The organism is Cupriavidus sp. H39, from assembly GCF_050271075.1.
GTDB classification, from domain to species: Bacteria; Pseudomonadota; Gammaproteobacteria; order Burkholderiales; family Burkholderiaceae; genus Cupriavidus; species Cupriavidus necator_B.
This window is the reverse complement of record NZ_CP189848.1, coordinates 1745327-1760348: the sequence shown is the minus strand read 5'-3', so window position 1 is coordinate 1760348 and position 15022 is coordinate 1745327. Positions and strand designations below refer to the sequence as shown.

The 15022-nt window shown below is 66.3% G+C and carries 11 protein-coding genes; 2 read left to right on the top strand and 9 right to left on the bottom strand.

From position 1 onward, the window contains the following. Window positions 1-6 precede the first annotated feature (6 nt). The 9 genes from ACOCMH_RS23600 to ACOCMH_RS23560 all read right to left on the bottom strand — a co-directional run bounded on the left by ACOCMH_RS23600 (window position 7) and on the right by ACOCMH_RS23560 (window position 11558). Complete coding sequence (locus tag ACOCMH_RS23600; RefSeq protein ID WP_427313269.1) at window positions 7-1719, bottom strand: thiamine pyrophosphate-binding protein; 1713 nt, start codon at window positions 1717-1719, stop codon at window positions 7-9. Beyond that, window positions 1716-2048: a cupin domain-containing protein gene (locus ACOCMH_RS23595; protein WP_427313268.1), complete on the bottom strand. Its 333-nt coding sequence runs from the start codon at window positions 2046-2048 to the stop codon at window positions 1716-1718. Before ACOCMH_RS23595 ends, ACOCMH_RS23600 begins: the two co-directional genes overlap by 4 nt. Next, window positions 2045-3502, bottom strand: coding sequence for an NADP-dependent succinate-semialdehyde dehydrogenase (gene gabD, locus ACOCMH_RS23590; protein WP_427313267.1), 1458 nt, complete (start codon window positions 3500-3502; stop codon window positions 2045-2047). The genes ACOCMH_RS23595 and gabD overlap by 4 nt, the downstream gene beginning before the upstream one ends. 57 nt (window positions 3503-3559) lie before the next feature. After that, on the bottom strand, window positions 3560-4822 hold the full coding sequence (gene gabT / locus ACOCMH_RS23585) for a 4-aminobutyrate--2-oxoglutarate transaminase (RefSeq protein ID WP_427313266.1): 1263 nt from the start codon (window positions 4820-4822) through the stop codon (window positions 3560-3562). 50 nt (window positions 4823-4872) lie between these two features. After that, window positions 4873-6510, bottom strand: a complete 1638-nt coding sequence (locus tag ACOCMH_RS23580; protein WP_427313265.1) for an ABC transporter ATP-binding protein — start codon at window positions 6508-6510, stop codon at window positions 4873-4875. A 30-nt stretch (window positions 6511-6540) separates the two neighbouring features. Beyond that, window positions 6541-7380 carry an ABC transporter permease gene (locus tag ACOCMH_RS23575; protein WP_427313264.1) on the bottom strand — a complete coding sequence of 280 codons (840 nt, stop codon included), beginning with the start codon at window positions 7378-7380 and terminating at the stop codon, window positions 6541-6543. After that, on the bottom strand, window positions 7377-8393 hold the full coding sequence (locus ACOCMH_RS23570; protein WP_427313263.1) for an ABC transporter permease: 1017 nt from the start codon (window positions 8391-8393) through the stop codon (window positions 7377-7379). Before ACOCMH_RS23570 ends, ACOCMH_RS23575 begins: the two co-directional genes overlap by 4 nt. Window positions 8394-8530: 137 nt before the next feature. Continuing rightward, window positions 8531-10135, bottom strand: a complete 1605-nt coding sequence (locus ACOCMH_RS23565) for an ABC transporter substrate-binding protein (RefSeq protein WP_427313262.1) — start codon at window positions 10133-10135, stop codon at window positions 8531-8533. A gap of 67 nt (window positions 10136-10202) precedes the next feature. Further along, on the bottom strand, window positions 10203-11558 hold the full coding sequence (locus ACOCMH_RS23560) for an ArgE/DapE family deacylase (RefSeq protein WP_427313261.1): 1356 nt from the start codon (window positions 11556-11558) through the stop codon (window positions 10203-10205). A 131-nt stretch (window positions 11559-11689) separates the two neighbouring features. On the opposite strand from ACOCMH_RS23560, the gene ACOCMH_RS23555 reads away from it, so the two are divergent. Together ACOCMH_RS23555 and ACOCMH_RS23550 are read left to right on the top strand one after the other, a co-directional pair. Further along, complete coding sequence (locus ACOCMH_RS23555) at window positions 11690-13285, top strand: PLP-dependent aminotransferase family protein (protein ID WP_427313260.1); 1596 nt, start codon at window positions 11690-11692, stop codon at window positions 13283-13285. 135 nt (window positions 13286-13420) lie between these two features. Further along, window positions 13421-14842 carry an FAD-binding oxidoreductase gene (locus ACOCMH_RS23550; RefSeq protein ID WP_427313259.1) on the top strand — a complete coding sequence of 474 codons (1422 nt, stop codon included), beginning with the start codon at window positions 13421-13423 and terminating at the stop codon, window positions 14840-14842. The last annotated feature ends 180 nt before the right edge of the window (window positions 14843-15022 follow it).

Below are 15022 nucleotides of genomic sequence, written 5' to 3'. Positions count from 1 at the left end.
TGAGCCTCAGCCTGCCGCCTGGCGTGCGAGCGCCGCCGCGCGGATGCCCGAGAGCGTCGCGCCGGGCGCGATGCCATCGGGGTCGTAGCGCAGTTCCAGCAGCGCCGGCATGCTGTGGGTGCTGGCGAAGTCCAGCGCGCGGTCGAGCGCCGGGCCGAACTCGGCATCGCTGGCGACAACCTCGCCATAGCCGCGGTAGGCGCGCGCCAGTTCGGCGAACTCCGGGTTCTCGAAGCCCAGTGCAATCGTGCGCCCAGGAAACTCGCGTTCCTGGTGCGCGCGGATGGTGCCCCAGATGCCATTGTTGAACACCAGCACTACAATGCCGAGGCGGTACTGCATGGCCACGCCCAGCTCCTGCAAATTCATCTGGAAGCAGCCGTCGCCCGCATAGCAGACCACCGTGCGTTCCGGGTGCTCGAGCTTGGCCGAAATGGCTGCCGGCAGGCCGTAGCCCATCGATCCGACCGTGGGCGCGAGACTGGTGCCGGGGCCCTTGTAGCGGTAGTACGTGTGCGGGAACACCGCGTAGTTGCCGGCACCGACGGTGATGCAGGCCTCCTGCGGCAGTCGTTCGCGCACATGGCAGGCCGCCTGGTTCAGGTTCAGCGGCCCCGGTGCGGGCAGCGCCTTTTGACTGTCGAGATAGTCGCGTCGCGCACGTTCCACTCGTGCCGCGCGGTCGTGTCCGCGCGCCGGCCGCAGGCCGTCGACCGCGGCGGCGAACGAGACCACATCCGCGACGATGGGCAGTTCCGCGCGGAACACGCGGCCCAGTTCCTCGGGATCGGGATACACATGCACCAGCCGCTGGCGCGGCAGCGGGCTTTCCACCACGGTATAGCCCTCGGTCGTTGCCTCGCCCATGCGGGTACCCACGGCGATCAGCAGGTCGGACTCGCGAATGCGCGCGCGCAGCGCCTCGCCCATGCCCCAGCCGACGTGGCCGGCATAATTGGGATGGTGGTTGTCGAAGCACTCCAGGCGACGCCACGCCAGCCCGACCGGCAGTCCGAAGCGTTCGGCGAAACCTTCCATCTGGCGCATCGCCTCCGGCGTCCAGCCGGAGCCGCCGATCATCAGGAACGGCCGCTTGGCCTGTTCCAGCAGGCCGGCCAGCGACGCCAGCGCCTGTGGCGTGGGCGCGGCATGGCTGCGCACGTAACGCGGCATGTCCGCCACGGTGGCCTTGCCCCACAGCGTGTCCTCGGGCAGCGCCAGCACGACCGGGCCCGGCCGGCCGCTGGTCGCCACGGCGAAGGCGCGCGCGATGAACTCGGGAATGCGGTCGGTGCGGTCGATCTGCGCGACCCACTTGGCCATCTGCCCGAACATGCGGCGGTAGTCGATCTCCTGGAACGCTTCGCGCTCGTAGAAATCGTTGCCGACCTGGCCCACGAACAGGATCATCGGCGTCGAGTCCTGGAACGCGGTATGCACGGCGATGCTTGCGTTGGTGGCGCCCGGGCCGCGCGTGACGAAGCACACGCCCGGTTCGCCGGTCAGCTTGCCGTGGGCCTCGGCCATGTAGCCGGCGCCGCTCTCCTGGCGGCAGACGATCGGCGTGATCGCGTCCTGGTGGTCATACAGCGCGTCGATGCATGGCAGGTAGCTCTCGCCCGGCACCAGGAACACGCGGCGCACGCCCTGGATGCGCAATTGCTCAACGAGGATCTGGCCCCCGTTGCGTTCGCGCAGATTGGAATTGGCCTGGCTCATTGGCAACTTCCTCCACCTGCGGCGCCCGCCGCCGGCTTGATCTCGATTTCCACGAACACGCATTCGCCTTCGTGCGCATTGATGACGTTGTGCTCGACACCGGCTGACCGGTAGTACGCCTGGCCCGCGACCAGCTGACTGACGACCTCCCCCGCCGGCGTCTGCAGCCGCAGCGCGCCCGTGGTCATCGGCACGACGACGTAGTCGCAGCCATGGCGGTGATGTCCTGTTTCGGCACCGGGCGCGAAGCGCCACTCGGTGACCACCACGCGCTCGTTGTCGACCTGCACCGTGCCGACAGCTTTGGGCCTGTCCCGGGCTTCGCTCATCGGTCCACGCCCCCCATGCACAGGTACTTGATCTCCAGGTACTCGTCGAGTCCGTACTTCGAGCCTTCACGGCCCAGGCCCGACTGCTTGACGCCGCCGAACGGCGCCACCTCGTTGGAGATCAACCCGGTGTTGATGCCGACCATGCCATATTCGAGTGCCTCGGCCACACGCCACACGCGGCCGATATCGCGGCTGAAGAAGTACGACGCCAGGCCGAACTCGGTGTCGTTGGCCATGGCGATCGCTTCCTCGTCGGTCGAAAAGCGGAACAGCGGCGCTAGCGGACCGAAGGTTTCCTCCTTCGCCACGCGCATGGCGGGCGTGACGTCGGCCAGCACGGTCGGCTCGAAGAAGGTGCCGCCGAGCGCATGGCGCTTGCCGCCGGACAGGACGCGCGCCCCCTTGCCGAGCGCGTCGGCGATATGCGACTCCACCTTGGCCACCGCGTCCTCGTTGATCAGCGGGCCCTGCAGCACGCCGGGCTCGACACCATAGCCAACCTTCAGTCTGGCGACCGCGGCGACGAGCTTTTCGGCGAACGCGTCGTAGACCTTGTCGTGGACGTAGAGCCGGTTTGCGCAGACGCACGTTTGCCCGGCGTTGCGGTACTTGGACGCGATGGCGCCCTCCACCGCCGCATCGAGGTCGGCATCGTCGAACACGATAAACGGTGCGTTGCCGCCGAGTTCCAGCGAGAGCTTCTTGATCGTGTCGGCGGATTGCCGCATCAGGATGCGGCCCACCTCGGTCGAGCCGGTAAAGCTGAGCTTGCGCACCACCGGGTCGGCGGTCAGCTCGCCGCCGATGGCAACCGCGTCGCCGGTAATCACGCTGAACAGGCCTGCAGGCAGGCCCGCGCGCTCGGCCAGCACCGCCAGTGCCAGCGCGGACAGCGGCGTGTCTTCGGCGGGCTTGAGCACCATCGCACAGCCCGCTGCCAGCGCCGGGCCAGCCTTGCGCGTGATCATCGCGAGCGGGAAATTCCATGGCGTGATGGCAGCGCACACGCCTACCGGCTCCTTCACGACCACCAGCCGCTTGTCGCTGGCTGGCGTGGCCAGCACGTCGCCGCTCACGCGCTTGGCTTCCTCCGCGAACCATTCGAGGAAGGACGCGGCGTACACGACTTCACCTTTGGCCTCGGCCAGCGGCTTGCCCTGCTCGGTGGTCATCAGCAGCGCGAGATCGTCGGCGTGCGCGAGCATCAGCTCGTACCAGGCGCGCAGCACCGTGGCGCGCTCGCGCGCGGTCTTGCGGCGCCAGCCGGCCTGGGCCGCCTGCGCGGCGTCGATGGCGCGGCGCGTCTCGGCAGCGCCCATGGCCGGCACGGTGCCGATCAGCGCACGGCTGGCGGGATCGGTCACGGCAAAGGTGGCGCCGCTGTCGGCGTCCTGCCAGTTGCCGGCGAGATAGGCCTGCGCACGCAGCAGGCCGGGGTCCTTGAGTTGCATAAATCGCCTCGTCGATATCGGTGGTGTGGGCGTAGCCGGGAACTGCGCTTCAGCGCTTCAGCGCGTCAGTGCCTCGGCCAGGATGTCCAGGCCTTCATTCATCACCGCGTCCTGGATCGTCAGCGGGAACAGGAAGCGGATCACGTTGCCGTAGACGCCGCACGACAGCAGCAGCAGGCCTTTCTCCAGCGCGCGGTTCTGCACCGTTCGTGTGAAGTCGGCATCGGGCGTGCCGTCGGCCTGCCGGAACTCGACCGCGACCATGCCACCGACACCGCGTACCTCGGCAATCTGCGGCACGCGCGGGCGCAGGCTCTCCAGGCGGGACATCAGGCGCTGGCCCAGTTCGGCGCCACGAGGAATCAGGTTTTCGCTTTCGAGCACATCCAGCACCGCCAGCGCCGAGGCCACGGCCAGCGGGTTGCCCGCATACGTGCCGCCCAGGCCACCGGGGGCGGGAGCGTCCATCACCTCGGCACGGCCGCACACGGCCGACAGCGGCATGCCGCCCGCCAGGCTCTTGGCCATGGTGGTCAGGTCCGGCGCCACGTCATAGTGTTCCATCGCAAACAGCTTGCCGGTGCGGCCAAAGCCGGTCTGCACCTCGTCGGCAATCAGCAGGATGCCGTGTTCGTCGCACACCGCACGCAACGCGCGAACGAAGTCCGACGGCGCCACGTTGAAGCCCCCCTCGCCCTGCACGGGTTCGAAGATGATGGCGGCGACGCGCTTGGGATCGATGTCCGCTTTGAACAAGTGCTGCAGCGCCTTGAGCGAGTCGTCGGTGCTTACGCCATGCAGTGCGCACGGATACGGCGCGTGATAGACCTCGCCCGGGAAAGGCCCGAAGCCGATCTTGTACGGTGCGACCTTGCCGGTCAGCGCCATGCCCATCATGGTGCGGCCGTGGAAGCCGCCCGAGAACGCAATTACGCCGGGCCGGCCGGTCGCGGCGCGGGCGATCTTGATGGCGTTCTCGACTGCCTCGGCGCCCGTGGTGAAGAACGCGGTCTTCTTGGCGGAGCGGCCCGGCGCACGCTGGTTGATCTTCTCGGCCAGCTCGATGTAGCTGGCGTACGGAACGATCTGGTAGGCGGTATGGGTGAAGCGACCCAGCTGCTTTTCCACCGCCTCGACCAGGCGCGGATGGCGGTGGCCGGTGTTGAGCACGGCGATGCCGGCGGCGAAGTCGATATAGCGCTTTCCCTCGACGTCCCAGATCTCCGAGTTCAGCGCGCGCTCGGCGTAGAAATTGCACATCACACCCACGCCGCGCGGGGTGGCGGCGTCCTTGCGGCGGACCAGATCGGCGTTCTTCATCACTTCTCTCCAGTTATCTTTGCTTTGGCTACGGGTTGGATCCGCGCCGCTCACGCAGCGGCACGGATCAGTGTGGGATCCCACTCCTTGCCGGGAATCGCGCCGATCAGGCGCTGGGTATAGGCGTGCTGCGGAGCGTCGAAAATCTGCGCGGGCGGGCCTGACTCCACCACGCGCCCCTTGTGCATCACGATCACGTGGTGGCAGATCTGCGCGGCCACGCGCAGATCGTGGGTAATGAAGACCAGCCCGATGTTCAGGCGCTTCTGCAGATCGCCCAGCAGTTGCAGCACCTGCGCCTGCACCGAGACGTCCAGCGCGGAGACCGACTCGTCGGCCACCAGCAGCTTCGGTTCCAGCGCCAGCGCGCGCGCAATGCCGATGCGCTGGCGCTGGCCGCCGGAGAACTGGTTCGGGTAGCGGTCGAATGCCGACACCTCCAGGCCAACCAGCTGCAGCAGTTCGCGCGCACGCGCCTGCGCAGCGGCCGGAGGCACGCCGTTGGCGACCGGACCGTCGCTGATGATGCGCCCGACCGTATGACGCGGATTGAGCGACGCGAACGGGTCCTGGAAGATCATCTGCACGTCGCGGCGCAGCGGGCGGAACTGGCGCTCGGACAGTTTCGCGATGTCCTGTCCGTCGAACAGCAGCTCGCCGCTTTCGATGCCGGTCAGCCGAAGCAGGCACTTGCCGATGGTCGACTTGCCCGAGCCCGATTCCCCGACAATGCCCAGCGTTTCGCCGCGGCGCACGGTAAAGCTGACGCCGTCCACCGCGTTCACCACGCGCTTCTTTGTGAACAGGCCGCCCCCGGTGACATAGGTCTTGCGCAGCTCGCGCACCTCCAGCACGGTCTCGGCCTGGCTGCGCGCGCGCTCGCTGGCACGGCCGTGCGGCACCGCGCCGATCAGGCGCCGCGTGTACGGATGCTGCGGGTGGTTGAGCACCTGCTCGGCGCTGCCCATTTCCACGAGCAAGCCCTTCTCCATCACCGCAACGCGGTCGGCGATCTCCGCCACCACGCCGAAGTCGTGGGTCACGAACATGACACCCATGCCTTTCTCGGCCTGGATGCGGCGGATCAGGTCCAGGATCTGCGCTTGCGTGGTCACGTCCAGCGCGGTGGTCGGCTCGTCTGCGATGAGCAGCGCCGGTTCGAGCGCGAGGGCCATCGCGATCACCACGCGCTGGCGCTGGCCGCCCGACAGGCGGAACGGGTAGGCATGCATCAGCGTGGCCGGGTCCGGCAGGCCGACGAACTCGAGCAGTTCGAGCACGCGCCGCGCACGCGCTTCGCCGGGATAGGCGTGATGCACGCGCATGACCTCGGCAATCTGGTCTCCAACGGTCATCACCGGGTTCAGCGCGGACAGCGGCTCCTGGAACACCATCGCCATGTCCTTGCCGCGCATGGCAAGCAGCGTCGTTTCGTCCTGCACGAGCAGGTCGCGCCCCTTGAACAGGATCTGGCCGCTTTCCGGCTTCAGGTAGGACGGCAGCAGGCCCATGATGGCGTTGGCGCTCATCGACTTGCCCGAGCCCGATTCGCCCACGATGCAGAGGATTTCGCCGGCATGCAGGTCATAGGAGATTTCGCGCACCGCATAGGGCCGGTCGCCGCCCTTGGGCAGCGCGATTGAAAGATCGCGGATCGACAGCAGGGGCGCGTGGTCACTGGCTTTCATCACAGTTTTCCTTGGCTAGTCCGAGAGCGGTCACTCGCCTCGGCGGCGAAGCTGCGGGTTCATGGCGTCATTCAGGCCTTCGCCGATCAGGTTGATCGACAGCACCGTGAGCAGGATGGCCACGCCCGGCCATACGCTCATCCACCAGGCTTCGCGGATCATGGAGCGCGCCGCGCCGATCATGAAGCCCCAGCTCATCATGTTGCGGTCGCCCAGGCCCAGGAACGACAGCGCGGATTCGGTCAGGATCGCGGTGGCGACCATGAACGAGGCTGACACGATGATTGGCGACATGGCGTTCGGCAGGATCTGCGTGGCGATGATGCGCACCGGCTTCTGCCCGATCACGACTGCGGCCTGCACGAACTCGCGCTGCTTGAGCGAAAGGAATTCCCCCCGCACCAGGCGCGCCACCGGCGGCCACGAGACCACGGAGATGGCCGCGACGATCGAATAGATCGACGCGTTGAAGATGGCCACGATCACCACGGCCATCGCCAGTTGCGGGATGGTCTGGAAGAACTCGGTGAGGCGCATCAGCGCGTCGTCGATGCGCCCGCCGCAGTACCCGGCCACCGCGCCCACAGCGACACCCACCACCAGCGCCACCGCGGTGGAGATCACGCCGACCAGCAGCGAAACGCGCGCGCCGTAAAGCATGCCCGCGGTGATATCGCGGCCCAGCATGTCCGTGCCGAACGGCAATGCCGGGTCGGTGAACGGCTTCACCAGCGGCTCGGCCACCATCAGCCACGGAGATTCCTCGTAGAAGACCGGCGCCAGCATGGCCAGTGCCAGCACCGCCAGCAGCACGACCAAGCCGATCACCGCGCCGTAGTTGCGGCAGTAGCGTTGCAGGAAGGCTTTCATGCTGCGGCTCCCGTGGCACCCGCCGCAATGCGCGGGTCGATAAAGCGGTAGATCACGTCGGTGACCAGGTTGAAGAACACCACCAGCGCCGAGGTCACGAAGAAGACGCCGAGCAGCAACTGGTAGTCCCGCTGCAGCAGCGCATCGAACATCAGGCGGCCGATACCCGGCCACGAGAACACGGTTTCGGTCAGCACCGCGCCGCCGGCCATCTGGCCCAGCTGGATGCCGGCGAAGGTGATCACGGGCAGCAGCGCGTTGCGCAGCACATGCAGGCGGATCACGCGGCCGGCCGGCACGCCCTTGGCCCGCGCGGTCTTGACGTAATCCATGCCCATCACCTCCAGCATGGAAGCGCGCGTGAGCCGCACATACACCGCCATGAAGAAGCAGCCGAGCGACACGGTCGGCAGGATCAGGTGCAACGCCACGTCCTTGATGCGTGCAAGGCCCGTATAGCCCGCCCCGATGGTTTCCATGCCAAAGGCGGGAAGCCAGCCCAGCACCACCGAGAACAGGATGATGGCCATCAGCGACAGCCAGAACAGCGGCGTGGCGTACAGCAGCAGCGCGCCCGACATCACCGCGCTGTCGATCCAGCGTCGACGGTTCTCGTAGCGCGTGCGTGCCGCGATCACGCCAAGCAGCACGCCCAGGATGATGGAGAAGAGAAAGGCGCCGCTCATCAGCAGGAACGTGGCGGGCAGTCGGTCGAGGATCAGGTCGAGCACCGGCAGGTGGTTACGGTAGGAATAGCCTAGGTCGAGCCGGGCCACGCCCTTGAGGTAGATGCCGAGCTGCGTCAGCACGGGCTGGTCAAGGCCGAACTGCTCGCGCAGCTGGTTGACGAAGGCGGCATCGCCGGCACCGGCTTCGCCCGCCATGACCGTGGCAGGGTCGCCCGGCGCCATGCGGATCAGGAAGAAGTTGATGATGACCACGCCGAGGACGACCACGACGGCCTTGCCGAGACGCGCGCCAAGGAAGGATAGAAAGTTCACGGGTTGCTCCATGCTGGCGGCCGGGGTAATCGACCACAACAACGGGATGCAGCTGGCCCTCGCCGTGCCCCATATGGGGTGCGACGATGGCAGCAAATCGGGGCGTACCGCCCGCCCGGCTCAGGCGCGGGCGGCGACTTGCGTCTCGCTCAGTTCTTCTCGATCGAGACGTTGTCGAATGACTCGTTCAGGCCGATCGCGGTGGTGACGAGGTTCTTGACGTGCTTGCGATACAGCGTCGGGAACTCCACCTCGAACAGGTTGGCGTTGGCCACCTCGGTCACCAGGATTTTCTGCAGCTCGCTGTACATCTTCTGGCGCTCCGCAGGGTCCATGGTCGAACCTGCCTTGGCCCACAGCTCGTCCGCCTTCGCGTTGCTGTAGCCCTGCACGTTGGCGAACGGCGTGCCCTTGACGATATTGCGCGTCACATAGAGCCGCTCCACGCCCAGCGCGGGATCGCCGTACTGGTAGGTGTAGGTGGTGGTGAGGTCGAAGTCCCAGTTGCTGACGCGGGCCGACCAGGTCCCCGCGTCGGCCGATTCGATGCTGACCTTGAAGCCGAGCTGCTCCAGCATCTGCTTGACGTACTCGTCCAGGCGATCCCAGTTGGCGCCATACGAAGTCGACAGGATCTTGATCGGGTACTTGCCCACGTCGACACCCGATTCCTTGACCAGGTCGCGCGCCTTCTTCAGGTTGAAGTCGTACTCGGGCATGTTCTTGTCGAAGAACAGCGTGGTCGACGAGAACGGGCTGATCGCCGGCTTGCCCATGCCGAAGAAGATGTTGTTGACGATCATCTTGCGGTTGAGCGCGTGCATGACCGCCTGACGGACCTTCACGTTGTCGAACGGCGGCTTGCGCTCGTTGAGCAGCATGCTGGCCATCGGCGAGAACATCTCCCAGCCCTTAGTGGTGTATTCCACGTTCGGCAGCGCCCGCAGGCGTTTGACGTCGACGTTGTCGACATCGCCGCCGCGCAGCACCTGCACGTCGCCCTTTTCGAACGCCACCGCGCGCGAAGCCGAATCCGGGATCACGTAGAAGACCACCTCGTCCAGGTACGGCTTGCCTTTCTTCCAGTAGTCCGGGAACCGGGCCAACTTGATATAGGCGCCCTTCTTCCACTCCTTGAACATGAAGGGGCCGGTGCCAATGGGCTTCTGGTTGGCCGGGTTGTTGCGGTAGTCGGTGCCGTCGTAGATGTGCTTGGGCATCATCGGCATGGTGCCGGTCTCGAACATCGAGATGAACGGCGGGAACGGCTCCTTCAGCTTGATCTCGACCGTGCTGTCGTTGACGGCGCGGATCGACGCCATGTACTTGTTGATGACCGCGCGCGTGCGCACATGAACGTCGCGCAGCATCTTGTCGATCGAGAACACCACGTCGGCCGACGTGAACGGCTTGCCGTCATGCCACTTGACGCCCTTCTGCAGCTCGAAGGTATAGGTCAGGCCATCCGGCGAGATGGACCACGATTTGGCCAGTTCCGGCCGGGGCTTGAGGTCCGGGCCGTAGGTCAGCAGGCCCTGGTAGATCTTGCCCGCCACGTACTGGGTCGGCGCCTGCGAATTCATCGCGCTCACCAGGATGGGCGGTTCGGGCTGGACTATGCCCGACAGCGTGCCGCCTTTGGTCTGGGCCATGGCGTTGCCGGCAGGCAGCGCCAGCGGCAGCAGCGAAAGGCCGGCAGCGGCCAGCGCCATCGAAAATACGCTCCTCGTCAGGCGCATCTTGAATCGGTTCATCGGGCAGTTCCTCAGTTTGGTGTGGACATCGGGATGGCAATGCCGGTTGTGCTTGCGCGCGGCTTCTTCAGGCTGCGTCGCCGGCCGGTTCCACGCCGCACCAGTCCACCAGGAACTGGGCCAGCGTCGTGGTCACGCGCACCATGCTCTCCAGCGACACCGATTCGTCGATGCCGTGGATATTGCGAGCCTGCGGGCCATAGCAAGTCACGGGCGTTTCCAGCCCGATGCGGAAATGCCGGGCATCGGTGGTCGCCGTGGTCGCCTCGCGGCGGATCGGCTCGCCGTTGACCTTGCGGTGCGCTTCGCCCAGCGCCTGCATGCTGGGCACATCGAGATCGAATTCGCACCCCGGGGCGTGAAAGCCCTCATAGCGGATGCGCAGTTCGAGATTGCTGGCCAGGCGTTCCACGGTCGCGCGGATGCGCGCTTCGACCGTGGCCTTGGCCTCGTTGATATCCATGCTGGGGAAGAAGCCGATGCGCACGCCCAGCGTGCATGTGCACGGCACCGACGAGTTCCACTCGCCACCCTGGATCTGGCCCAGGTTGAAATTGATCGGATGGGCGTGATCGCGGTATACCGCCGGACGGTGCTCCGGGCGGTTCCATTCGGCCTCAAGCTGGCGCAGGTTCTCCATCACGGCGATGCCAGCCTCGACAGGATTGACACCTGTGGTCATGTACGCGGCATGGGCGGGCTTGCCGGTCAGTTCGATGAACATCCAGAACACGCCCACCTGTGCGCTCATCAGGCTTTCACCGAGCGGCTCGGGAATGATCACGGTGTCGAACGAAGCCAGCTTGCCCGCGCCAACTGCGCTGCGAAGCGCCGCGACCGTGGCCAGCGCGCCATTGCCGGTGTTCTCCTCTTCGAGCACGGCATTGAAGCCTACCGCACCGGCCGGGCGCAGGCCCAGGCTGGCGAGCGCCTTGAACGCGGCCAGCGCGCAGACGATGCCGCCCTTCATGTCGCCGGCACCACGCCCGTAGAGCCATCCGTCCCGGACCACCGGCTCGAACGGCGACTGGCTCCACATCGATTCGGGCCCGGTCGGCACCACGTCGAGATGGCCGTTGAACAGCACCGACCGGCCGCCCTTGCGGCTGGGCCGGTGCGTGGCCAGCAGGTTATAGCGGCCGCCGTCGGGACAGCAGGCCGGCGAGTACATTGGCAAGTCCCGGATGTCTTCGGTACGCAGTGCGATGCGCTCGGAAGACAGGCCCAGGTCAGCCAGCGCCGCTTCGATGAAATCGGCGGCGGGCTGCTCTTCGCCCGACGGGCTCCGGGCCGCCACGAAGCCCGACAGCGTCTCGACCATATAGGGCAAGAGCGCGCGCACGGCGCCGGAGAGTTCGTCGGTGGTTGGCACCGCTGCCTGCTGCGAGTACGCGTGAGCCGCGAAGGAATCGGAACCTGACATGAATACTCCTGGCGTGTGGGGGCTGGCGAGGGGACACGTGGGGCGCCGACCGGCGCAACCCATAGATGGAAAATTAAACGATCGTTGGTACCATACATAGATCCATATTCCGGTCACTTGCTGGAGCCACTTTGAAAGAAGTCATTCTGTCCGAGCTGCTGCTGCAGCGTCTGGAACGTACGGCAGGCGCCAAGGCGGAGGGCAACGGCGCGCATATGAACCGCCAGCTCTACGAAATCATCCGACAGGAAATCCTTGCTGGTTCTATGCCAGCAGGTTGCAAGCTGCCGGCATCGCGACTACTTGCCAAGGAACTAAGGGTTTCCCGCAATACCGTTCTCTATGCATACGAGCAATTGCTCGCGGAGGGATACGTCACGGCCTCGACAGGAAGTGGCACCTTTGTGTCGCAGACTTTTCCCGACCATAGTGCATTGCACAAGGGCGGCGCGCGGAATGGCACCATGCCAGTGCCTGCGGTGCAGCAAAGCACAAACCGCTTTGATCTGTCACGACGTGGCATGCACCTTGTCGCCAACGCTGGTGCGTCAGACCGCCAGTGGGGCGCCTTCATGGCGGGTGTACCCGATGTCTCGCTGTTCCCCCATGCCGTCTGGGCCAGGCTACTGAACAAGCACTGGCGCAATCCGCGCCCGGAATTGCTGACCTACGCCCACCATGGCGGCTATATGCCGCTGCGTCGCGTGCTCGCCGAGCATCTGCGGCTCGCGCGGGCGGTGCGCTGCGAGCCGGAGCAGATCATCCTGACCACCGGCATCCACCAGGCCATCGACCTGATCGCGCGACTGCTCGCCGATCCGGGCGACAAGGCGTGGATGGAAGACCCGGGGTACTGGGGCACGCGAAGCCTGCTGACCAATGCCGGCGTGGACGTGATCCCGATCCCCGTGGACGACGAAGGCATCGCGCCCGACGCCGCCACGCTGCAGAATCCGCCGCGCTTCATCTTTGCCACGCCGTCCCATCAATATCCGCTTGGCACGGTCATGAGCCTGACGCGTCGGCGCATGCTGCTCGAGTACGCACGCCAGCGCGGTGCGTGGATCGTCGAAGACGACTACGACAGCGAGTTCCGCTTCGAGGGCCGCCCGCTTGCGTCGCTGCAGGGCCTGGACCAGCATGACCGCGTGATCTACATGGGCACGTTTTCCAAGACGCTCTTCCCCGGCCTGCGCATGGGTTTCATGGTGCTGCCCAAGCCGCTGGCACCGCATTTCGCCACCGGGCTATCGGAGCTGTTCCGGGAAGGCCAACTGATGCAGCAGGCGGTGCTGGCCGACTTTATCGAGGAAGGGCACTACGCCACCCACCTGCGCCGCATGCGCCAGCGCTATGCGCAGCGCCAGGGCCTGCTGCGCGAAGCCATTGCCGCGCGCTTCGGCCGCGACTGGCCGACCTCCACGCACGAGGCCGGCCTGCACCTGGTGATGCACCTGCCGCCGGGCGCGGATGACCTCGGCATCAGCATGGCGGCACGCACGCAGGGCCTGTCGGCACGGCCGCTGTCGCGCTACTACGCCGATGAAGTGCATGCGCGCCAGGGTCTGCTGCTGGGCTACGCCTGCGTGCCCGAAGACGAAATCGGCCCGGCGTTCCACAAACTGGCCGAAGTCATCGAACCCGCCATGGAACACCTGGCCCGCACGCGCCAGCCGCCGCGCGAGTTCCGCGCACGAATCAACAGCGAAGCCTGGAGCGGCGCCTGATTGCGCTGGTGGCACTGGTGGTGCCACCTTGCCGGCACCGATTGGCCCTTACCATCGGGCGCCCGCTTGCCTAGCATGTGCCGCTGCCCTTGCCCGCCTTCTACCTCTCCCTACACGCAAACGGAAACACCCCACATGGCACCCGCGCACGACACCTCCGCCCTGCTGGCCGAACTGGCCGCCGTCCTCGACCCCGCCGGCTTGCAGACCGGCGATGCCATCGAGACCCGCTTCCGCAAGGACTGGTATGTGCCGCTGGACCCGCTGCCGCCGATCGCCGTGGCCCGGCCGCGCAGCACGGCGGAAGTATCGGCGGTACTGGCCATCTGCAACCGCTACAGGCAAGCCGTCGTTCCGCAAGGCGGCCTGACCGGCCTGGCGGGTGCGGCCACGCCCGCGGGGGGCGAACTGGTACTGTCGCTGGAGCGCATGCGCGGCGTGGAGGAAATCGATACGCAGGCCGGCACCATGACCGTGATGGCTGGCACGACGCTGCAGGCAGCGCAGGATGCCGCACGCGCGGCGGACTGGCTGTTTCCGGTGGATCTCGGTGCGCGCGGCAGCTGCCAGATCGGCGGCAATATCGCCACCAATGCGGGCGGCAACCGGGTGATCCGCTACGGCATGATGCGCGACCAGGTGCTCGGGCTCGAAGCGGTGCTGGCAGACGGCACCGTGGTCAGTTCGCTCAACAAGATGCAGAAGAACAATGCCGGCTACGACCTGCGCCAGCTGTTCATCGGCAGTGAAGGCACGCTGGGCGTGATCACGCGTGCGGTGCTTCGCCTCGCGCCGCTGCCCGGTTGTACGCAGACGGCCTTGTGCGCGCTGCGCAGCTATGACGACGTGGTCGCGCTGCTGCGCCACGCGCAGCGCCGGCTATCCGGACGCGTGTCCGCGTTTGAAGCGATGTGGGCCGACTTCTATGAACTCGTGACCACGCGCGTGCCCGGTGTACGCGCCCCGTTGCCGGCGGGCGCGCCGTTCTACGTGCTGCTCGATCTGCAAGGCAATGACGCCGGCCAGGATGGCGCGGCGTTCGAGTCGATGCTGGAAGCCGCAATGGAAGCCGGCCTAATCACCGACGCCGCGGTGGCAGCCAGCGAGAAGGAAGCCGCAAGTTTCTGGAAACTGCGCGACGCGGTCGCCGAGTTTCCGGTGATGTGGGCGCCCAACGCCGCCTACGACGTGAGCGTGCCGATCGGCCAGATCGGACGCTTTTCCGAGAGCCTGCGTACCGCCGTGCTGGCGCGCTGGCCGCACGCCGAACTGGTCAACTTCGGTCATGTCGGCGACAGCAACCTGCACGTCAGTGTCTATCTGCGTGGCGCGACGCCCGAGGATTTTCCCGAGGATGAGATCAGCGAGTTGCTTTACCCCAAGGTGCGCGAATTCGACGGCAGCATCTCGGCTGAACACGGGATCGGGACGCACAAGAAGCCATTCCTTTGTTATTCCCGCACCCCGGAGGCGCTGGCACTGATGCGCTTGCTTAAGCATGCGCTTGATGCGGAGCATATTCTGTGCCCAGGGCGTGTAATTGATCTCGTACCATGAGCCGATTTGCGTGGCGCCGGGGGCCAGCGGACCGTAGGCTATATAGGTGTGGCCGGTAACCCCCGCCGACGTCCGCGGTACACCAGAAAGGTCGTCCTTATTCAGGTCGGATGCTCGGCATGAGGCCACGCAGGCGCGGCATCGCATCCAATCGCCACGACGGCCAACTCTACCGTCATA